Raw genomic sequence first — 21,897 nt, forward strand, 5'->3', positions numbered from 1 at the left:
TGTTTGATTATTCTTGTATTCGTTCGATGAATTACAAACAAAAGAAAACCGCCCCTAAAGGCGGTTATCTCCACAAGGTATGACCAGACCATAAATTAAAACGGTTTGACCGTTAAAGAAGTGACCAAACCTCTTTAACGTTGGTCATATTACCACAGTAAAACAGTGAGTAAACCATGACAGAAGCCATAGAAGAAGTTCAAGAAACCAGCAAACAAGCAACACCAGATCGCACAACTGATTTCCCAACCTTGATGCAGCAACTTGATGCAGGTGTCATTGCCAATGTCTTAGGTTTAGCATTGTCGAACGTTGCCCTTGCTGTTGCCAACTCAAACAAAAAGGGCACGATCACACTCAAGCTTGATATTAAGCCTAACTCAACCACGGATAACTCAATTGTTGACGTGATCAGCAGCATTAAAGTAACAGAGCCAAAAGTGAACCATGGCTCTAAAGTAGAAGATTTCCAATATGGTAGCGTGGCCTTTGTTGGCTATGGCGGCAAACTCTCTTATGACCGCCCTAAATTGGACGTAAACCACCAGCGCCAGCTAGATATTCCAGCAGGTATCAATCAATTGAAAGTAGGAAATTACTAATGTCATTAACTCCAGAAGCGATCCAAACACTTGTTAACAATGGCAATGCGCCCCTATTCCTTGACCAACTAAAGGATGCAGAGACAAGTTCCCAGGTTATTGCAATTCCAAGTGAGTACAAATTACAAGATCTTGAAGCATACCAAGAACACCGCAACAGCTTGCGCGGTAAATTTGAAACAAATGTTATCGATGAGTTCATTAAATACAATAAAGACCATGCAGAAGATGGCACCAAAACATTTGTTGACGCCGATACCATGAAAGCTGAAACAATTTTTGATGTTGGCACACGAGATAAGGCCGGACACCAACGCCACCGTGCAAGTTTGTCATTAAAACGAACAGCGCCATACAAAGCACTCCTAAACTTATCTGGCTCACCAATGCCACAAAAAGAAATGGCCGAGTGGTTGGAAGATTACAGTGAGTTCCTAACTGCATTTTCAAGTGATGGTAAAGTCATCGAAATGGATAAAGCAAGCGCGGCCATTCGTGATCTTAACTTTGAAGTAGTTCGCGGTTCTGAACGCCAAGTGCAAGACTTTAGCCAACAGCAAAGTGAATACGAACGTGTTGCAACGAAGACAAAAGAAGATTTAGTTATACCTGCGGCATTTGTATTTACATGTGAACCCTACCACGGTTTAGAGTCACGTAAATTTGAAATGCGCCTTTCCATTGTTCGCAATGAAATCCTAACTCTACGCATTAAGCGATTGGAAGAAACCCAAGAACTAATGGCTTTTGAGTTCTTAGAAATCATCGTTCAGAAACAATCAGACATGGAAATGAACGTACCGACGTACATTGGTGAATTTTAATAACTGATAAAAAACAAATCGCCGATAATTCGGCGATTTCACCTAAATAACAAGGAATGACCAATGACAACAGAGAAATACCAACCAACTGATGTGTCAGTTAACAATTTACTTCGCATGGTTCAAAGCCAGCTATCAAACGTGTCATCGCTTGTTGAGACTCATGCAGAACTTGTTAATGGCTCTTTGGCGCAAGATACCGATGAATACAACGCTCTTATCCTTCAACTGGAAGAATCTGACGCAAAAAACCAAACGTTAGAATTAAAAGTCATTGAGTTAATCAAGACAGCAGAAGAAGAAGACCTTAACCACATCGAGCAACTTACCAAACTACGTTCTGAGTTCAACTCATTGAGATTAAGAACTAAGGACTTTAGCGATATGCGCACAGAGCTAAAACGACTTAAATCTCTCGATCCTGACGCTCTTAAGCGAAAATTATCAGAACGTAACAAGGTAGCAGACGAACGCCTTAACACAATAAATGCAATGAAGCGTGAGAACTCAGCTTATCGAAAAGATAACGTAAAACTTAAACGCGACCACGCTGAATTAATGGATACCGCACTAAAGGCTACTGAGCTTGCTGATTCACTACAAGAACGCATTACACATGTTGATGGCGATGTGAAAAATAAAGTTTATTCCGGGAAAGATGGGTTGGAATGTTTCATCTACACCTTTGGGTGGCGACTAACTTACATTCCAGTGGCTAGAAACATAAGCGTAATAAGCGATTTAGATTTCCATATTGTTATTAGGACCAATTGGGCGATTAACATCACCGTATCTGTTTCTGATTATCTTGTTCCGTTCATGCCATCTTGTACTGATCTTGAAGGAAAGATGCCAACGGATCTTTATGGCGACTTACAAGAACTATTCATCGAACGCTTATCTGTCTCTCACTCTCATTTAATCGATCGCATGGAATGGGCAAAAGAAACCGGACTTGATGAATGCGGCAGGGCTATAACACCACGCGAACTCAAGCTACTAAATGATGCTAATTACTTTTCTGTTTATTCAGTTATGCACTCTACAGATCACGAGTTGGCTAAGTCAGTAAAAGGAATCAGTGAAAAATCCGCCGAGAAAATCCGCCGAAGTGTAGATCAGACCTACGTTAAGGAATGGGAGTCAGCAAACTGGACAAGAGAACAACGAGGACTTAAGTAGTGGAAAAATTCGATGTTATTTATTGCGATCCTCCTTGGCAATTTAATAGCAAAAAAACGGGTGGAAGCATGAAAAGTGGAGCATCGCAGCTTTACGACACCATGACACTAGAAGAACTAAAAGAAATGCCAGTTGGAGAGCTGGCCGCTGATAACTGCATGTTAATCATGTGGTGGGTTGGTGCAATGGGTAAAGAAGCCTTTGAACTGGCAGAAGCATGGGGCTTTGAAGTCAGGAACATGAATGGGATTGTTTGGATTAAGCAAACAGTTTTAGGCAATCCATTTTTCGGTATGGGCTACTACACGCGAGCCGGATCTGAATCTTGCCTAATAGCCATAAAAGGAACTGTGAAACCTCTTAGCCGCTCTGTTCGTGCGGTGTTTTCATCGCCAGTTGGCGGGCATAGCGAGAAACCAAGTGAAGTTCGCGACAAAATAATGGAACTATTCGGTTATAAACGAAAAATCGAATTATTTCACCGTGGGGTGTCGAAAGGAAATTGGTCTGTATTTGGTAACCAATCATACCCAAGTTTAATTTTGGACGAGTACGGGTGGCGCGAGCCGCATATTTGCGAATTAGAATTACAACTAGAAGGAATTGAAAATGGATAATGAAAAACCAAAACTAATCAGCATGGATTCATTGTTAATCCGATACTCACCTTTTGCAAAAAAAGATGGTGAAAACTTCACAAAAAAAGGTCTATATAACTGGCGTAAAAATAGAAGCTATCCAGAACCTGTTATTACTACCCCTCGCCTTGTATGGCGTATTGCAGATGTTGAAGCATGGGAGATAGAACAAGGGTATGACTTCCTCTAAATCCAACTATGGCGGAAGGCTTGGAAGAATTATAAATACCTTCCCACGGGTATCATGCCCACTATGTGGCACTCGGCAAGTACAGATAATTAACTATACCAGTGGCGACCCAAAATATCGGTGTCGCCACTGCAAACAAATATTTACATTGCAATACAAGGATTGACCATGAAGTTTGAACACATTAAAAAAGGCGATCAGGTATTTATCTCTATTGCTGTTTCATTAGCAGGTATGACTCGCGGAAGAACGATGGGTACTTTTTTCATTCCTGTCACAGTTACATCAACCACTGCGAAATTCTTTGATTGCGAAACTAACCTAGATATTAAAAGCACAATACGCTTTAGAAAGAGCGATGGTAAAGAACATCGAGCTGGATATAACATTTTCACAGCTCATATTGAAGGTGAAAAAGTTAACGTCCACGGTGAATCATTAACAGTAAGAGATCAATCCGAAGAACACGATATTGCGCTAAAACTAGCAAAAAAAATAGGTCAAGCCTCAACCCTTATTTCTCTTGATAATAGTGAACGTATGATCAATTGGGTTAGCGTCACAGAAGAACAATGTGACGCAATTATTTCACTGGTTAACTCGCTACCAACAAAGGATCGTTGGTGCCGATAATTTTATCGTGATAAGCATTCATGGCGGCATTAATCTGGTCAATATACTGGCCTTGGTTATACACCGCCATCACTCCAGCCATCTTATGACCAAGCAACTTTTCAGCAATATACGGTTCAACACCCATATCAGCTAACCTTGTTGATATGGTGTGTCTAAATCCATGAGCGCGAAAATCATCTATCCCGGCGGCTAGAGCTGCCCTTTTCATCCTAAGACTAAAGGCGGGTGAATCTAACCCAACTCCTCGACGTCCATGTATTAATAAATCATTTGAAGATAGTGCCATAAGTTGCTTTATAACTGGCACCAAAAAATCAGGAACTGGCCGGGTAATCGTTGTTTTATTCTTTGAGTTTTCAACGGGAACAGTCCACAACTTTTCTTTTAGATTAAAGTCTGATTTTTTTGCCCGGCGTAATTCACCGATCCGGCACCCGAAAAACATAACCAACAGCAAAGCCGCCCTATTCTCGTAAGCAACTGAATCATTGTTAATCACGTTATACATTTTTCTCAACTCATCAAATGTATAGATCCTACGGGTAGGAGGCGGAAGCGTCACAATGTTCTTCATCTTAAGATGCAGCAGCTTAGATGAATCAATTATCTCAAGAACGATTAAGTAATTTATAGCGCCCTTCGTTTCCATAAATAACTGTTTAGCCATCATTGGTGCAGTTATTTTTTGAAACGCACTAATCCAATCACTTGAGTTAACATCCTCGATAACCCAATTACCAATTGTAGGATAGAGCCAGCGCTTAAACGCAGCCATAATCCACCCGCATTCCTTCCTATTTTTAAGCACGTAGTGCTTATACCAATAATCAATACCTTCCTTAAAAGTTATCCTTTCCTTTAGCCTCTGCTTATCCCTACGAGGATCAACACCTGAATCGATAAGGCGCTTAAATTCTTGGTGCTTTTCTCTTGCTTGCTTAAGTGGCATTTCAGGATAAGTACCAATTTTCACAATGGCCTGTTTGCCTGACCATCGATAACGATAATAAAAAGCTACTGCTCCTGTTTTGTATTTTCTTGCAAGCAATCCACCACCATCAGGATAGTCTTTATGAGCACCTTCAGGGGTGGATGATTTAGATTTTAATAGTCGGTCTGTTAGTGCCATGCTCACTCCTTGCGAGTGTGTATATATACACAATATACACACACATTTTTGTAGAACACATAGATACACAATGATCACCACTGCCATGAAATGGCACTTAAAATCACTATAACTATCTGTTTTAACTATATTACATGGTTACACGAGGGGATGGTAGATATTTCAGAATCTTGTCAGTTAACTATTCGTATTTTAATTAACCTTTCTGTTAGCTGCAATGATCAGTGTCATTTTTTATTATTTCAATGCGATTTCAGTCAATAGGGAACAAAAAAGGCACTTTTGCTTATCTACAAAAATGCCTTTCGGTGACTTTAAATGTGATTAATGCTTACTGGCACACAGGGGATGATTTTGCGTTTTTTTGAGGTTCATACCAAGACACTAACCCTTGCTGGATTGTTTGTGCTGCTTGAGTTGGTGTCATAGTGCCATTGATTACGCCAACACTCGTTTGCCACAACTGATTCTCAAGCTCTGGCTTACCACGTGATAAAATTTGAGCTGAATTGCGAATTGTAGAATCACATTCATCACGCCATGCCATCATTTCTGCTGCGATGGGGTTTTTCACATCAAAAAAGTGATTTGATAACGAGAAAAAGCCTGGTAACGCATTCGTCATTAACTCTGCAAATTCTGCAGTCGTCATCCAATGTAAGAATGCATTGGCCGCTGGATCATCCTTCGCTTTGCTGTTCAATCCCATACCTAAATCAGTATGATCACTGAAGTAACACTCTCCCTGTGCATGTTCAACTGGTGGGCGAAACACACCAAGCTCAATGCTGCTATCAAAGGTTGAAATATCCCAAGAGCCCGCCGGGAAAATAGCGGCTTTACCCGACTTAAATAAAGTGATCGAGTCGTTATAACCCCGTTGCTGATAACCTTGCCCTAAATAAGGTTGCCATGATGCTAATTGTTGAAATGTTTCTTGGTAGGCTTTATCTGAAAAGCGCTCCGTACCGCGAATAAGCGCTAAACGACCATCTTCACCTTTCCAGTGATTAGGTCCCACATTTTGGAAGCCCATAGTAGCCGCTTCCCATTTATCTTTGGTGCCCATAGCCAAAGGCACGTACTTACCACTTTGTTTAACATGTTCAAGTACCTGCGTAAATTGCGCTGTTGTTGTTGGCGCCTCCATCCCCAGCTCTTTAAACACGGCTTTATTGTAAAAGAAACCATGGATTACCGATGCCATAGGTAAACAAAAGGTTTGGGCGCCAGAATCTGTTTGCCATGGGCCGAGTGCAAAACTAGGAAAGTTCTCCATTCCTGCAATTTCAGTAATATCGCTAAAATAACCTTGTTTGAATAGCGACAAAGAGGCATCAAATGGGCGACATGCAATCAAATCACCCGCCGTCCCTGCTGCCAAATCTTTAGCAAGCTGATCATTAAATGTTGAAGGATCAGTAGGCGCACGATACGCCACTTTTATGTTGGGGTAATGTTTGTTGAATGCAGGAATAATCGTTTTTTCCCACACCGCATTGTCATTACGCCAAGAGTCAATCACAACACTTCCTTGAATCGAAGCATCAGCAGCCACAACATCGGGCGTACTAACAGTTAAAGCCACAACGCTGACGACTGTTGCTAGACACCAAGTAGTCATTGTACGCGGTGAGCGACGCATGGGTTGTTTATTACGTAGATCCATCATCACTACACCTTAAAGCGTTCAATTAATGTTTGTTGTTGCGATGCCAGCATTGACAGTGCTTCGCTGCTATCTGCTGATTCTCGAGCTTCTGCTTCTGCGTTATAAGCAACATGCGCAATACCATTGATGTGTTCAGCAACTTGTTGGCTTACCGAGATCTGCTCTTCTGTCGCAAGTGCTACCTGTTCTGCCATCTCATTTATTTGCATCATGCGCTCAGCAATACTCTGCAAAGTTTGATCAGTTAAACGACTTTGCTCAACACACTCATCAGTCTGCTGCTGACTTCGAGCCATCACAGACACCACTTCGGCGGCACTCTGTTGTAAGTTTTGAATCATATGCTGAATTTCTTCCGTCGACTGCTGAGTTCGATTGGCTAATGCGCGCACTTCATCGGCAACAACAGCAAAACCTCGCCCTTGCTCACCAGCTCGCGCTGCCTCAATCGCAGCATTCAATGCAAGTAGATTGGTTTGCTCTGCAATGCCGCGGATCACATCCAAGATGCTACCAATATTATTACTAAAACCTTCTAAGTGACGGGTTATGCCAGCGGCCTCAGTGATGTCGTTAGCAAGGCGCTCTGTGATCAAACGGTTTTGTGCCACTTGATCTCGCCCAGCTTGCGTTGCTGAATTCGCTTCATTCACTTCGACAACGGTTAAATCCGATGAACGAGCGATTTCTTTAGCGCTAACTTCTAATTCAGAAATCGCAGCAGCCACTTGATCGGTTCGTGCTTTTTGATCTTCTACACGCCCCATCGCCTGCTCGCTAATATTGGCTGTTTTGTTGGCTTCATCCACTAAACGGGCTGAACCTTGATTAATTTGCTTTAAAATGTCCGCCATACTGTGAGATAGCTGATCAATAGATTGTGATAATGCCCCAAACTCACAAGAAGATTGGTAGTTTGTTCGTTGCGTCATATCACCTGCTGTCATTTTACGTAAAACAGCATTAATTGATTTTAACGGTGTATGTATGCTCTTTGCCGTAGAAATGGCAACGATCAACGCAACAGCCGCTGAAATAAAGGCAGCAAACAAAATCATTAGCTCAGCATTTGAAACCGCTTCATCCGCAGCTTGGCGGCTTTGTGTTGCTACCTGACGTGCATAATTAACGTAATCTTCTAACGCATTTTGGGTCGTAACGACATGCGCAAGCGCTTGTTGGTTTTGCGCTAAAATGGCATGACCTAATCTTTGCTGTTCAGCCATCACAGCCAATAATCCTTGGCTGCCTAATGTCAGATCACGCACTTTATTCAAGTTGCGGCTGTAACGCGCTTTAACATCCGATTCGACATTAATGCGAGCTAATCGCTGACTCGCGATTTCAATATCTTTTGCTAATACTTTGCCTAATGCGCCTAAGTCAGTTTCTGCATTGGCTCGACGTAGATTTTTTAAATCTCGACCAATACCGCTAGTAATCAACTCTGCGCGATTGTGCATAGAACGCTTCACGCTTGCACGTTGCAACAACAAATTAGCCGCCCATTGGTAGGTATCTTCTAATCGAAGAAACTTTTCATTAAGTTCAGTCCGCTGCGTATTCACAGAAACCAATTGATCATGTTGTGAAATCACAGACTCAGCGGATAGGAAGAAACGTTCAGAAGCAATTAATACCGGGCGAAGTGCGTTCTGAGCTTGCTCGCTGTTCGCTTGTGAAATTACGTGCATTTTTGCTTGTTCAAACTGCGCTTTTGCTCGTTCAAATGCCTGCTTTTGTGCTGGTAATTTTGACGTATCATCCGTCGCTCTGTATTCCACCAGCATAAGCTGGCTTTCCAGAAGATTAGCCAAAAGCTGGCTCGACGAAATAACCATAGGCGTAGAGTTTTCTGTTACATCAAGTAGACGGCTATGTATGCGATTGGTGTTGCTATAACTAATACCACCAACAATGGCGATTAAGAGAAACATCAATGCGAAACCAGCAATAGTCCTTTGTACTATCGAGAGAGACATAATTCACTTCTTATATTATGCGTAGCGGTAATGGCGTGGAAATTACTGTTCAAACAGTCAATATCCCATCAGCATGCAATATACTTATTTCACACCTCGAATTAAAAGCAATAAAATCAATTTTATTAAATAGATCACAGATTTATAAAAACAAGCAAGACGAGTAAGATAACCAGAAACGGCAAGAGTGAAGATAACGCTAGCAGTCTGAGAGACAAAAGTGAGGATATTGACGCCTAGTTCTTTATGAAATAGACGCCAATTGGCTACGAGGTATAACCGTGAATTAATGAGTCGGTAGGATTAGCTAGCTATTTGCGTTGTCGTGATGTTGAATAAGCTGCTTATGTAACTGATCTTTCAGTTTTAAACGCTGAAGTTTCAAGTTGTGCATGTCGTTATCATCAATCGGGCTACCTGACACTTCCAACTGACGAATATCGTAATCTAATTCATGATACTGCTGAAGGTCAGCCTTAAAGCTTGGGTCATCATGATTAAGTTGAACAATATCTAATTTGAGTTCAGGAAAATCTAAGATAAAAGCATGGTTTTCATTTAGCATCCGCGTTCCCTCTTCTGTCAGATTACTCATCAGTATAGAAGTAATTTATTGAAAGAAATGAGGTTTGCCACGCAAACTAACTAAGTTTAAGGCTATCACCTTACTATCTCTCCCCCCCTACCTAGCACCAGCGTATTAAGCTGGCACTTTGCATTCAATTTAACCATCAAAGGCGGAATGAAAAGCCACATTTCCTGTTGGTAACTCAACATCCGTGGTGCTTAACTGTTTCATTAAAAAATACTCAGCAGGTACACCAGCAAGTGTCAGGTTAGAATGAGCTTTAAAACCAAAGCGACCGTAATACTCTGGTTCACCAAGCAAAACAATGCCTTCCGCTCCACGCGTTTTCATCATCTCAACGCCAATATTTATCAGCTGACTCCCAATGCCTTCACCTTGTCGATTGGGGCACACAGACACTGGGCCTAACCCAAACCACGCAGAAGTGATACCAGCCACTGTAACAGGAGAAAAAGCGATATGCCCAATAATGCCTGATGCATCTTCCGCAACTAATGAGAGGGTTAAAGCCCCCTCATTACGGAGTCCGTTAATGATTAAATGCTCTGTCGGCTTCGCACCTGGAGCATGGTGAGGATGACCTTCAAATGCGCGATAAGTAAGGGTTTCTATTGCATTATTGTCTGACGTTTCTTGCGCTCTAATTTTCATTACAAACCTTTCGTCTAATCACTAATACAGGCCGCTTTATGGCCTAAGTATTAAATATACTGTTGATGATTTATGACATCACCAACTCTTGATAAGGCGTGCACTGTAAAGTGTAAACTTGTAGACAGGTCAAACAGAAATTTCAACATTTACGTTTTGATTTTTTACTTCTGTGGCTGTGATTTTGGTTAACGCTTCGATTGGATCAAAGCACTGGCGTTAAGCATGGCATCTTTAGTACTCACATCAATAATGGCGATATTCTTAAAACGTTCAGGCTCCTTAATCGCAACATCGTGAGCAAAGATCACAAGTTTAGCGCGGGCGATATCTCGCTCACTGATGCGATTGTTTATGCCGTTGGCACCTTGCGTTTCCACCTTGATTTGCACACCCATCGCATAAGCTGCTTTCTCTAACGATTTTGCCGCTAAGAAAGTATGGGCCACACCTGACGGACAAGAGGTAACAGCAAGAATATCGGCTACTCCTTCACCTTCCACCGAACCGTAGCTTCCCGCAGCTATGTCTTGTTGATCATCTTCAACCACGTTCTTCTTCAGGGCGATGACAATACAAGCGGTAGTCAATGCTCCAGCTAAGGTGCCGATAATGTACCCTAGCTTGCCATCAACCACTGGCAATACAATCCAACCGCCCCAAGGCGCATGATTTAGGACATGAAACATAAAACCCGTTACATTACCCACGATGCCACCCGCGACAATCGCAGGTAGAACACGCGCAGGATCAGCGGCCGCAAAAGGGATCGCCCCTTCGCTGATCCCTATCATTCCCATGATCCCAGCCGCTTTACCCGCTTCACGTTCGTCACGCTTAAACTTTTTCGGTGATAAGAAGGTCGCCAAAGCAAGCCCCAGTGGCGGTGTACAGATCGCTATACCCACGCCCCCCATAAGCCAGGGCTGAGTATTGACTTGAGTTTGAGCAAAGAGTGTCGCCACTTTATTGATCGGGCCACCCATATCAAAGGCTGTCATTCCCCCCAAAATCGTACCCAGCAGCACTTTGCCTGAACCCGCCATGCCCGTTAACCATGCATTTAAGGTAACCATGGCATCAGCAATAGGTGCTCCTATTACCCACATCACAGCACCACATGTCGCAAAAGTTCCCACTAGCGGATAAATGAAAATACTGCCAAGTGAACTCATGCTATCGGGCAATGAGATTTTCTTAAGTGTTCGCACAACAAAACCAGCAAAAAAGCCAACCACAATGGCCCCTAAAAATCCGGTATCGTAATGATTAACAGCAACCCAAGAACCTATCATACCGGGGGCTAAGCCAGGCTTATCGGCAATGGAATAAGCAATATAACCACCTAAGACGGCCGTAAATAAAGTCAGCCCAGCAATACCCATTTGAGCAATATCGGCAAGCACGCCTGTCTCTGGCACACCACCATGCCCTGAAATCATGACAGACAAGGATAGCAATACGCCCCCCGCTACGATGAAAGGGATCATATGAGAAGTGCCAAATAGCAAGTGCTCTTTAATGTGCGCAAGACGCTGCTTAAAAGGACTAAGCGGCACTGGCGCAAAATTCGAAGATGAAAAAGCCGGCTGGGTCTGCGCGCTTGGTTCTATATCGGTTAAAAGTGCACGCGCAGCGTCAATGGACTCCGCCGCCTTAAGCTGAGTGATAAAGCTTTCTTCAATCAGCTTAGTGGATAACTGAGCTAACACTTCAATATGATGATGATCTTGACCATCTGGCGATGCCAGCATAAAAAAGACATCTGATAATTCACCGTCTTCAGCCCCATAGTCGATACCTGTTCGGCTGATCCCCACCGCAACCGCTGGCTTTGCCACCGCATCACTCTTTGCGTGAGGAATAGCGATACCTTCTTCAAAGCCGGTATTGCCAATTTCCTCTCGCTTCCATAAATCGGCCAAGAATTGTTCTTTATTGGCAAGCTTGCCAGCCCCATCCAATAAATCGACCAACTCTTGAAGGACGGCTTCTTTCGTTTTGGCCTGTAGATCTAAGCAAATAATCTCTGGTTCGATCAGGTCTGTAATGTCCATTGTTATCCCTAAACTACCCTTATATGCTCAGTCAAAAATAATGATTACCTTAGCCTGTCTTCACGCTTTGTTGCACGTCCAAGCTGAGTTCTGCTCGGCTTAGGTTAGCGATCCGCCCCTGTGGGTTATATAGGACTAAAGAAGCATTAACTGGATAAATGTAACATGGTATTCAAACTGTGATATGCGTCTTTCATTTAACGCATTCAAAATAATGTATTCCGTATCGGCTGTGCTAATATCCGCAAAAATGGACGTGAGAAAAATTATGAAAATTGTTGCTGTCACAGCCTGCCCTACAGGTATTGCGCATACTTACATGGCAGCAGATGCACTCATGAAAACAGCCCCCAAATACAATGTTCACATCAAAGTTGAAACACAAGGTGCAATGGGGGTTGAAAACCAGCTGACACCGCATGATATCGCCCAAGCAGATAAAGTATTAATCGTCTCTGACATTGAGGTTGAACATGCTGCACGCTTCGAAGCAATGCACACCATACGTATTCCTATTGAAGACGTATTACTCAACGTAGATAAAGTCTTCCTCGTTCACTGCCGCGAATAAACACTCGATATAGCCAATGAACGAATACCAAATCACCTTTTTTGTCGATGATGCCAATGCCAGCGCGTATGTGGCTAAGCCTTTGCTTCATCTATCAAAAAAGTTCAAAAGCACACTTCGTATTATTAATATTACGCGTAATCGTACGGCCAAATTATCCAAATCTGTTGCTATGCTACAAGTAGGTTTGGTTAATGGTGATTTGTGTCAGATAACGGCTGTAGGCATTGATGCCGAATTAGCATGCTTTGTGATTAAAGACATCATTGCCGAGCACTTTACGTTAATAGGCGCACACATTAATTATGAATTTTCGAGCCAGTTAACCGCACGTTTGCCTCAAATTTGCCCTCCAAGCGAGATCCAATGGCACTATGCCAAAGCGCAGACTGAATTAACTAAGTTTGAATGTTTAAAGGGGCTGGCACAGCTGATTCACCCTCAAGAACCGGATGAATTGATCCTCGCCTTCATCAAGCGTGAAGAACGGTCATCAACTTGTGTCGCACCGGGTATCGGCCTTCCCCATGTGATGTTTACCGACATTGACCATATTTCTGTCGCCGTTATCTCCAGTGATAACCCGATTAACTGGGAATCAAAAATGGGGGAAGTTCACCTCGCTATAGCACTGGTGATGCCTGCAAAACCAACCCGCGAACAAATTATCTCTGCAACGAACCTGACGCGTAATTTATTGTGTGAGCAACTTCCTGAACGATTACTTCTCACTAAGAGCTGTATCGATCTACAAGCCTTATTGATGTACTCCATGTCGCGCTTACTGCCATAACACAGTGCATGCCAACGCTTGTGTGGGGCTATTTCATTTCACTCAATAGCCCCTCTTTAATTCAAATAGATCCACGGTAATCTGTTGGTGTGCGCCCCGTACGATTTTTAAATACACGGCAAAAGTAATTCACATCTTTAAAACCACAGCGAAGCGATACTTCATTGAGCTTAAAGTTGTACTTCTTGAGCATAAATTTCGCCCTATCTATACGTACCCAAGTAATATAATCAGCTAAAGTCATGTGACCTTGCTGACGAAATAAGCGTGATAAATGATTAGCTGAAATACTAAAACGCGATGCGATACTGTCACGTGTTATAGGGCGGTGGAAGTTTTCCTGAATATAGATACAAATGCCCTGGTACAGGTCTTGTACCCGGCTGTGCGATTTCTCGATAGGAGCATCAAGCATGGTTTTACTGTACTGCAGTAAGGCTTGTAATAAGAGTTCATCCATTGGCTTCTTATTACTTTCGCGTGCCAATGAACTCAATGCCTCAAGAATATTATCGATAGCAAAACCTGAACGTGTTTGGATACTGTGCTTTTGAATATCATAAAAGCTGGCTTCACCTTTTCGTTTACTCACCAAACTCAATCCTAATTGGCGACGACCAAACAACATGCTCAGCACTGAGCAATTAGTGTCCCAGTCAGGTTTATTCCAACAGTTAGGCGGCACAAAAATCGCATCACCCGTTTTGGCTGTGATTTTAGTGATCATCCGCTCATGGCTTTCCAATTCATTAATATACTCACCGTCCAACACTAGCTCTAATCGTGGAAAGTTCACCTGATAACTAAACTGTGGCGGTGTGTGGAAATCGCCCGCAAACCAGATATTGCTTAACGGCTCTCGTTCGTTAAGCACCGAAGAAATTAAATCATGAAATACCATTTTCAAACTCTCAAAACGCATTTGTAATGCTATGCGGTATAGATATACCTCTTGTCTTAATTATTAGCTATTGAGCAAAATCACAATTTCTATTCAAGGTTACAAAAATCCAGCTAAAGACGTAAATCTCTAGTAAGTGCGTCGCTAAAAAAATTGGCTCAACATATCACCACACCTTGCTGTCACTGGCCTAGAGCAGTTCAAGCCCTCTTGGTTTTCTTGAAAGAACCGCAAGGTTAACGATCAAAATCACACTCTTATTCGGTGGCTACAATCCTCTAGTAAATGTATTTTTTCTGCACTACAGACTCCTACCACTAACTTTCAAAATACCCCTAGCACAACAATAAAAGTATTAGGGGTTAAACATGATCACCAAATTAATCAACCAAGAATTGATTACATTGGATCTTCAAGCCACTTCAAAAGAAGCGGTATTTAAAGAGCTCATTGAGGTTCTTTTTTCACAAGGTCGCATTTCTGATAAAGCACAGTTCCTTGCTGATATACAGGCACGTGAAGCACAAGGTAATACAGGTTTTGAAGAAGGCGTTGCCCTTCCTCACGCAAAAAGCGCAGCCGTTATCACACCAGCTGTCGTCATTGGTGTCAGTAAAACAGGGATAGAATACGGTGCCGAAGATGGGCTGCCATCTAAACTCTTTTTCATGATTGCATCGCCTGATGGTGGTGATAATCACCATATTGAAGTGCTGGCTGAATTATCGTCAAAACTGATTGAAGAGGGTTTCATCGACCGCTTCATGAATGCTGCGTCTAACGAGCAAGCCTTAGCATTGTTACTCGAAAAACAACAACCCGTTGAAGCACCAGACTCCCTTCAACAGCAAGGCTTTGTAATTGGGGTAACAGGTTGTCCAGCAGGTGTTGCCCACACCTACCTTGCAGCAGAAGCCTTAGAAAAAGGGGCCAAAGCTTTAGGTTACGGCATCAAGGTTGAAACCAACGGTTCAATCGGTGTTAAGAACAGCCCAACACCAGAAGAGATTGAACGAGCCGATGCCATTATTGTGGCATGTGACAAACAAGTCGATTTAACCCGATTTGCAGGCAAGCGCTTAATCAAAACCAATGTAAAAGCTCCAATTCGTGATGCCCAGGGGTTAATTACTCAAGCGCTTGCGGCCCCCGCTTATGAAGCCGAATCGACAAGCTCAACTTCCGATAAAACCTCAATCTCCAGTAAAGCCTCTGAAGCACGCTCTGATCTTTACCGCTACCTAATGAACGGCGTCTCACACATGATTCCGTTTGTCGTAACCGGGGGGTTGTTAATCGCACTGGCGTTAGCCATTGGCGGCGAACCCTCAGAAGCTGGCATGGCAATCCCAGCTGGCAGCATGTGGAATCAGATCTTAGATGTGGGTGTCGTGGCATTCACCTTAATGATCCCAATTCTTGCAGGCTATATCGCATACGCTATTGCTGATCGCCCAGCTCTTGCACCTGGTCTCATTGGCGGCTGGATAGCTAACAATGGCTCATTCTATGGCGCAGAGGCAGGTACTGGCTTTATCGGGGCTATCGTCGCGGGTTTACTCGTCGGCTACTTCGTGAAGTTTATTGTCTCTATCAATTACCACAAATTTATCCAGCCACTTGTTCCTATTATGATTGCGCCAATTACAGGCTCACTCTTCATTGCTGGTCTATTTATCTTTGTTATTGGCGCCCCTATCGCTGATTTAATGACAAGTCTTACCGAGCTATTAACAAGCATGAGTACAGGCAATGTAGTGTTACTGGGCATCGTACTCGGCGGTATGGCTGGCTTTGATATGGGTGGTCCGTTCAACAAAGTCGCCTTCTTGTTCTCTGTGGGCATGATAGCCAGCGGCCAAACCCAATTCATGGGCGCAATGGCATGTGCCATTCCTGTTGCACCTTTGGGCATGGCGCTAGCTACAGCGCTAGGCCGTAAGTTCGAACTGTTTGAATCATCAGAAATTGAAGCAGGTAAAGCCGCGGGCGCCATGGGGTTAGTCGGTATTTCTGAAGGTGCGATTCCTTTTGCCGCACAAGATCCACTCTCTGTCATTCCCGCAAACGTACTTGGTTCTATGACAGCAGCGGTGATGGCGTTCTCTTTCGGTATCACAAATAGCGTGGCACACGGGGGGCCTGTTGTTGCCTTGCTTGGTGCGATGAACCATCCACTACTGGCCCTGATCTGTATGGCTGCTGGCGCAATCGTAACAGCACTGACTTGTGTCGCATTGAAAAAAATGCGCAAAGCAAAGCTCATCGCAGTAACTGCCTAGCGCCTTACTCCAAGTAACTCATCAATGGCTTGAGCTGATCTGCTCAAGCCAATTTCATATTTCCCTAAATTCTCATGGTGATTCTGATGTCTGATCTTCTCGCCACTGCGGTTGCTTCCACACAAGCTATAAACCCAGCAACAGCGCAACTTGTCCAACAACAACAAATGATGATGCAACTCGCGCTCATTCCGACACTAATGCGTAAATTTTTCCCAATGACGAATGTGATTCAACACTACGCATGGGGTAGTACATCATCCATTAATCAGCTTTTTGATATAAAAAATCCAAGCGCAGAGCCCCAAGCCGAAGTATGGATGGGGGCACACCCTAATGGTTGCTCGACAGTCGGCTATGGTGAGCACGCGACCAAGCTTTCAACGCTGATCGATTGTAACCACAGGTTGTTTTTAAGCGAGCAGATCGCTAACCGTTTTGGTGAACTGCCCTATCTATTTAAAATTCTAGCCGCAGAAAAAGCCTTATCTATCCAAGTACACCCTAACAAAGCACAAGCTGAACGAGGCTTTGCTGTAGAGCAACAACAAGGCATTCCACTGGATGCGGCTAATCGTAATTATAAAGATCCGAATCACAAACCCGAATTGGTTTACGCCCTAACCTCATATCAAGCAATGAATGGCTTTCGATCAATCGATCAGATCATTGCCAACTTTGAGCAGCTTGCGATCCCCGAGATCAAAGCATGGTTAGACGAACTCAAAGCCAACCTAACCCCTCAAGGGCTCGCGACTTTCTTTTCTGCTTTGCTGTCGATGACAGGCCAACAAAAAGATCAGGCGCTTGCCAAACTGAGTAGCTATGCCAATGAATATGCCAAGAAATATACCAATCAATCAGATGACCCACTGTTTGCTTTAATTGCTGAACTTGAGCACCAATACCCTGGCGATGTCGGCTTATTTGCACCACTGCTGCTTAATGTGATTACGCTGGAACCAGGGCAAGCCATGTTCTTAGATGCGGAAACTCCACATGCTTATATCAAAGGTACTGGTCTTGAAATCATGGCGAACTCAGATAATGTACTGCGTGCCGGTCTGACGCCTAAATTCATGGATATCGACGAGTTGGTCGCCTGTACACGTTTTGATGAAAAGCCCTTTGATAGCTTATTGTTGCAGCCCAATAAATCGGATGATATTTGGGACTACCCTATCCCTGTTGATGATTTCAAGTTTTCCATTATTCAACATTCCCACCAAAGGATAATGTACACACATAGTGCTGAGATTTTACTTCCGCTCGACCAAGGCATGACGCTCACCCACCCAGACGGTGAATCTTGTGTGATTGAAAAAGGCCAATCCGTGTTTATTCCTGCTTATGCACAAAGCTACCAAATTGACTGTGCTGGACGTGTCGCACGCGCTTATAACTAAATGGTAAGCCTAAATACGCCCTAAAATGATTCAACACTAACAATGCCTCGCTTATGCGAGGCTTTTTTATTTCGGCATTTAATTGAAATTATAACTTCATTTGATGAACCAGCTTAATTAATGTGATCTTGTCGATATAATATTAATGACGTTAGTCACACTTAAAATAGGGTGATACAAAAGTATAGTTGATGGTCTTTTTTTACTATTTCTGATTTTCTCATCATGGCTTAATTTAAACGTATTACTTAAATACCTCTCGAGTCACAAAATGATCACTAAACTAACAAACGTTAATCTTATTAAAAAAGAATTATCGGCGAATACAAAAAAAGAAGTTTTTGCCGAACTTGCTCAAATGTTGTTTGATAATAATCGTATCAACAGTAAAGAAAGTTTTTTGGACGACGTCGAAACTCGTGAAGCCATAAGTGTCACATCAACCGATGGTATTGCTTACCCACACTCAAAAAGTAAAGCCGTCATAGAGCCTGCAATCGCAGTTGGTGTAAAGGCTGGCGGGATTGATTACGACGATGAAGACGGTATCAAACCAAGCGTATTCTTTATGATTGCATCGCCTGATAACGGTGCTGATCACCATATTTACGTTCTTCAAGAATTATTTGGAAAATTCAGCGAAGAATTTATTGAAGATATCCATAACGCGAAAGATGAACAGCAAATTCTAACTACTTTAATTAATTCATAAGGCGCAATAATCATGAGTACAATAACAGCTCAAGCACCTAGCAATAACAGCGACTTTAAAAAGACGCTAAGTGTTTTAAAAGGTCACCTTTTATTTGGCACATCTCACATGCTACCTTTTATTGTAGCGGGTGGTGTATTACTTGCTCTTGCAGTAATGGCATCAGGTAAAGGTGCGGTGCCAGCTGATGGATTATTAGCTGATATTTCAAATATCGGTATTAAAGGTTTAGTGTTATTCCCAATTATTTTGGGTGGTTTCATCGGATATTCTATTGCAGATAAACCGGCACTGGCACCCGCGATGATTTCATCAGGAATCATGGCTGATATGGGCGGTGGCTTCCTTGGCTGTATCGTGGCAGGCTTTATCGCTGGTGGCGTTGTATTCCAACTGAAGAAAATCCCACTGTCAGCAAATATGACCGCGCTAGGTGCGTACTTTATTTACCCTCTGCTTGGCACGCTAATTTCTGCTGGTGTTGTTCTTTGGGGCATCGGTGAGCCAATTAAGCTCTTTATGGCATCGATGAACGAATTCCTGGCATCTATGGCAGGAGCATCAAAAATCGTTCTAGGTACTATTTTAGGTGGCATGACGGCCTTTGATATGGGCGGCCCAATCAACAAAGTGGCAACCCTATTTGCTCAAACGCAAGTTGATACTCAACCTTGGCTAATGGGTGGTGTGGGCATTGCAATCTGTACTCCTCCTCTAGGTATGGCACTTGCTACCTTTATGTTCAAAAAGAAATTTACCAAACAAGAGCAAGAAGCAGGTAAAGCGGCAGCGATCATGGGCTCTATTGGTATCTCTGAAGGTGCAATCCCATTCGCAGCAAATGATCCAATGCGTGTTCTTCCATCAATTGTTGCCGGCGGTATCGTAGGCTGTGTGTTTGGCTTCCTAACCGATGTACTACTACATGCACCTTGGGGTGGCTTAATCACAGCACCAGTTTCTAGCAACATTCCAATGTATGTTGTCGGTATTGCACTTGGCTCATTAACAACAGCACTTATCGTTGGTTTCTGGAAACCTGTTGCACAAGAAGAAGCGGAAGATGAACTGGTTCAAAACACAACACCAGTACAAGCAGCACCTGTTGCGGGTGAAGGCGAATACGATGTTGTTGCTGTCACTTGCTGTCCTTCTGGCGTAGCTCATACCTTTATGGCAGCGAAAGCACTAGAAAAAGCAGGCGCAGCGGCAGGCATCAAGATCAAAGTTGAAACCCAAGGTCAAAATGGCATTCAAAACCGCATTACTGACTTAGATGTTGCTAACGCAAGGCTTGTTATCTTGGCGCACGACATCCAAGTGAAAGACGCACACCGCTTTGCAAACGCTAACGTCTTCGAATGTTCAACCAAAGAAGCAATGAAACAAGCAGCAACACTGATTCAAGGATAATACGGCTTTACGCTAGTAATTACTTACAAAGTCATTGGCTAGCAAAGCTTGTTCAAACGATACCCTGAGTGTATAAAACTAAGTATGGAGAATAAGATTCCCCCATATTCTCTACAAAAAGGCGCTGAGTAATCAGCGCCTTTTCATATCTGCCATTCACACTTACCCCGGGGGAATATAATCAAAACGCCCCTTGCCATCATAACAACAAAGCATATTTTTGACCCCAATCATAACCCTGTCGCATCAGACATCTACAATCCCTTTTCGTTATTTACAGTTCAAACATTAAGGGAATTTATGCGTTCTAATACAAAATTGATCGGCTTATGCTTAATTTCATCAATCGGGTTAAATGGCTGTGGAAGTGATAGCGATAACTCTGAGAGTAACAATCAATCTGAACCCAGTAACCTTTACCCGCACATTAAGGTTCAAAATGATGACTCAGCGATGAATGCAACCAGCCATTGTTTTAATGAGAATGCAAAATTCCGTACTGACCATTTTATTATTGGTAAAAAAGGCAATGTCAGTGACGATAAGTTACAAGAAATTGTACGTATTGCACAAAATACGTTCAACATAGACTTAGCAGCTTACAGCTGGAATACATGGGCAGATCTTAACGTTGATTACACACATCCACTAGAAGTTTGTGTCATTGCCAGTGAAGGCTCCAACGGTGCAGGTAACGCATTAGGTTTTGTTATTGGCCCAAATCGTTCAGGTGAAAACTTAGATAACCTGATCAAACACGAACTCAAACACACTTACCAAGCACGCTTGATCGGTCCTACTGGCCTCAATGATTCTCACACCTGGTTTGCTGAAGCTGTCGCAACCGCACTTTCTACTAATGAGACCGCTAGCGATAGCCAACTTAATGCGTTTATTACACAAACAGGTATGGCACCAACTCAAGTCACTCATGATGGGTTGCAACAGGCCGTCAATTTAAAACTCACTGACGCAAGCAGTGAATATGGCGCATACAATATGGTACTGCGTTACCTCAATACGCAAGGGGCTCGCACACAAGATTTTTGGCAGGTTTTTAAGGTCATAAATCAAATTGAACAAAGCTGTAAAACTGCTCACCAAAAAGCAATTAACAATGGTGAAATGGTGAACCCTATCGACCCACAATCGACGTCATGCAGCGGCAAAAGTGATACTTACCAATCAGGTGCAACAAAATGGCGCGGACACATTATTTCAGGCTCTATAGACGATCATATTGCGCCAAATACAGAGCCCGGAATCTCTAAATTCCAAGCTGCATTTGATTATGTCATGCAACCTTATAGCGTTACTTACGATAGTCTTGATGACAACGCAGCGTTTCGAAATACTGTAATTAACGGCATGTAATCTCTCATCTATTCTAATATAAAAACAGAATTCAAACTTCCTCACGTATTGCTTATACACAGCAAAACGTGAGGAAATAATTAAGATCATGGCTTAATTTACTCATTAATAGCATGAACGAAGTAAGTGCTGACTATTTTCTTCACCTTGAGGTATAAAAATAAGTGATAGTCATCAAATTAAAATCAGATAAAAGACGATAAGCTTATAAATAATAAAAATGGGCATCTCACCACTGTTCAATAATCACTCACACCCATGATGCGGCATCAGTTTTTCACCAAAGAATATAA

20 protein-coding genes are annotated in these 21,897 nt (G+C 42.8%); 13 read left to right on the forward strand and 7 right to left on the reverse strand.

Annotated features, from left to right (window positions below):
* Nucleotides 1-176: 176 nt before the first annotated feature.
* From OCU77_RS20515 to OCU77_RS20540, 6 genes are all read left to right on the forward strand, one after another.
* Nucleotides 177-602, forward strand: a complete 426-nt coding sequence (locus OCU77_RS20515) for a hypothetical protein (protein WP_048900646.1) — start codon at nt 177-179, stop codon at nt 600-602.
* Complete coding sequence (locus tag OCU77_RS20520; RefSeq protein WP_048900645.1) at nt 602-1,426, forward strand: DUF2303 family protein; 825 nt, start codon at nt 602-604, stop codon at nt 1,424-1,426. Before OCU77_RS20515 ends, OCU77_RS20520 begins: the two co-directional genes overlap by 1 nt.
* Before the next feature lie 63 nt (nt 1,427-1,489).
* Nucleotides 1,490-2,608, forward strand: a complete 1,119-nt coding sequence (locus tag OCU77_RS20525) for a hypothetical protein (RefSeq protein WP_048900644.1) — start codon at nt 1,490-1,492, stop codon at nt 2,606-2,608.
* Nucleotides 2,608-3,225, forward strand: a complete 618-nt coding sequence (locus tag OCU77_RS20530) for an MT-A70 family methyltransferase (RefSeq protein WP_048900643.1) — start codon at nt 2,608-2,610, stop codon at nt 3,223-3,225. The genes OCU77_RS20525 and OCU77_RS20530 overlap by 1 nt, the downstream gene beginning before the upstream one ends.
* A complete protein-coding gene (locus OCU77_RS20535; protein WP_048900642.1) occupies nt 3,218-3,436 on the forward strand; it encodes a hypothetical protein in 219 nt (72 codons plus the stop codon). The genes OCU77_RS20530 and OCU77_RS20535 overlap by 8 nt, the downstream gene beginning before the upstream one ends.
* A 168-nt stretch (nt 3,437-3,604) precedes the next feature.
* Nucleotides 3,605-4,069 carry a hypothetical protein gene (locus tag OCU77_RS20540; RefSeq protein ID WP_048900641.1) on the forward strand — a complete coding sequence of 155 codons (465 nt, stop codon included), beginning with the start codon at nt 3,605-3,607 and terminating at the stop codon, nt 4,067-4,069.
* Here the strand turns inward: OCU77_RS20540 and OCU77_RS20545 are convergent.
* From OCU77_RS20545 to OCU77_RS20570, 6 genes are all read right to left on the reverse strand, one after another.
* The gene (locus tag OCU77_RS20545; protein ID WP_048900640.1) at nt 4,032-5,201 is read right to left on the reverse strand and encodes a tyrosine-type recombinase/integrase; all 1,170 of its coding nucleotides are present in this window, start codon (nt 5,199-5,201) and stop codon (nt 4,032-4,034) included. The genes OCU77_RS20540 and OCU77_RS20545 overlap by 38 nt on opposite strands.
* Nucleotides 5,202-5,532: 331 nt before the next feature.
* On the reverse strand, nt 5,533-6,873 hold the full coding sequence (locus OCU77_RS20550) for an ABC transporter substrate-binding protein (RefSeq protein WP_239686067.1): 1,341 nt from the start codon (nt 6,871-6,873) through the stop codon (nt 5,533-5,535).
* 2 nt (nt 6,874-6,875) lie between these two features.
* Entirely contained in the window at nt 6,876-8,855 is a 1,980-nt protein-coding gene (locus OCU77_RS20555; RefSeq protein WP_048900639.1) for a HAMP domain-containing methyl-accepting chemotaxis protein, read from the reverse strand.
* A 307-nt stretch (nt 8,856-9,162) separates the two neighbouring features.
* Entirely contained in the window at nt 9,163-9,420 is a 258-nt protein-coding gene (locus tag OCU77_RS20560) for a YdcH family protein (RefSeq protein ID WP_048900638.1), read from the reverse strand.
* A gap of 159 nt (nt 9,421-9,579) precedes the next feature.
* Entirely contained in the window at nt 9,580-10,095 is a 516-nt protein-coding gene (locus tag OCU77_RS20565) for a GNAT family N-acetyltransferase (protein WP_048900637.1), read from the reverse strand.
* Nucleotides 10,096-10,283: 188 nt separating this feature from the next.
* Nucleotides 10,284-12,152, reverse strand: coding sequence for a fructose-specific PTS transporter subunit EIIC (locus tag OCU77_RS20570; RefSeq protein ID WP_048900636.1), 1,869 nt, complete (start codon nt 12,150-12,152; stop codon nt 10,284-10,286).
* A gap of 268 nt (nt 12,153-12,420) precedes the next feature.
* Between OCU77_RS20570 and OCU77_RS20575 the strand changes: the two genes are divergently transcribed.
* Together OCU77_RS20575 and OCU77_RS20580 are read left to right on the forward strand one after the other, a co-directional pair.
* On the forward strand, nt 12,421-12,723 hold the full coding sequence (locus OCU77_RS20575) for a PTS fructose transporter subunit IIB (protein WP_048900635.1): 303 nt from the start codon (nt 12,421-12,423) through the stop codon (nt 12,721-12,723).
* Nucleotides 12,724-12,739: 16 nt separating this feature from the next.
* The gene (locus tag OCU77_RS20580) at nt 12,740-13,516 is read left to right on the forward strand and encodes a PTS sugar transporter subunit IIA (protein WP_048900634.1); all 777 of its coding nucleotides are present in this window, start codon (nt 12,740-12,742) and stop codon (nt 13,514-13,516) included.
* Between the two features lie 61 nt (nt 13,517-13,577).
* Here OCU77_RS20580 and OCU77_RS20585 read toward each other — a convergent pair whose 3' ends face one another.
* The gene (locus tag OCU77_RS20585) at nt 13,578-14,417 is read right to left on the reverse strand and encodes a helix-turn-helix transcriptional regulator (RefSeq protein WP_048900654.1); all 840 of its coding nucleotides are present in this window, start codon (nt 14,415-14,417) and stop codon (nt 13,578-13,580) included.
* A 368-nt stretch (nt 14,418-14,785) separates the two neighbouring features.
* On the opposite strand from OCU77_RS20585, the gene OCU77_RS20590 reads away from it, so the two are divergent.
* The 5 genes from OCU77_RS20590 (at nt 14,786) to OCU77_RS20610 (ending at nt 21,604) form a co-directional block, all read left to right on the forward strand.
* Entirely contained in the window at nt 14,786-16,699 is a 1,914-nt protein-coding gene (locus OCU77_RS20590; RefSeq protein WP_048900633.1) for a PTS fructose transporter subunit IIABC, read from the forward strand.
* A 167-nt stretch (nt 16,700-16,866) separates the two neighbouring features.
* Nucleotides 16,867-18,105, forward strand: coding sequence for a mannose-6-phosphate isomerase, class I (manA, locus tag OCU77_RS20595; protein ID WP_390624782.1), 1,239 nt, complete (start codon nt 16,867-16,869; stop codon nt 18,103-18,105).
* Between the two features lie 271 nt (nt 18,106-18,376).
* A complete protein-coding gene (locus OCU77_RS20600; RefSeq protein WP_048900632.1) occupies nt 18,377-18,817 on the forward strand; it encodes a PTS sugar transporter subunit IIA in 441 nt (146 codons plus the stop codon).
* Nucleotides 18,818-18,829: 12 nt separating this feature from the next.
* Complete coding sequence (locus tag OCU77_RS20605; RefSeq protein WP_048900631.1) at nt 18,830-20,230, forward strand: fructose-specific PTS transporter subunit EIIC; 1,401 nt, start codon at nt 18,830-18,832, stop codon at nt 20,228-20,230.
* Nucleotides 20,231-20,530: 300 nt separating this feature from the next.
* On the forward strand, nt 20,531-21,604 hold the full coding sequence (locus tag OCU77_RS20610) for a hypothetical protein (RefSeq protein ID WP_048900630.1): 1,074 nt from the start codon (nt 20,531-20,533) through the stop codon (nt 21,602-21,604).
* Nucleotides 21,605-21,897: the final 293 nt, after the last annotated feature.

The sequence above is a fragment of the Photobacterium swingsii genome (assembly GCF_024346715.1).
GTDB lineage: Bacteria > Pseudomonadota > Gammaproteobacteria > Enterobacterales > Vibrionaceae > Photobacterium > Photobacterium swingsii.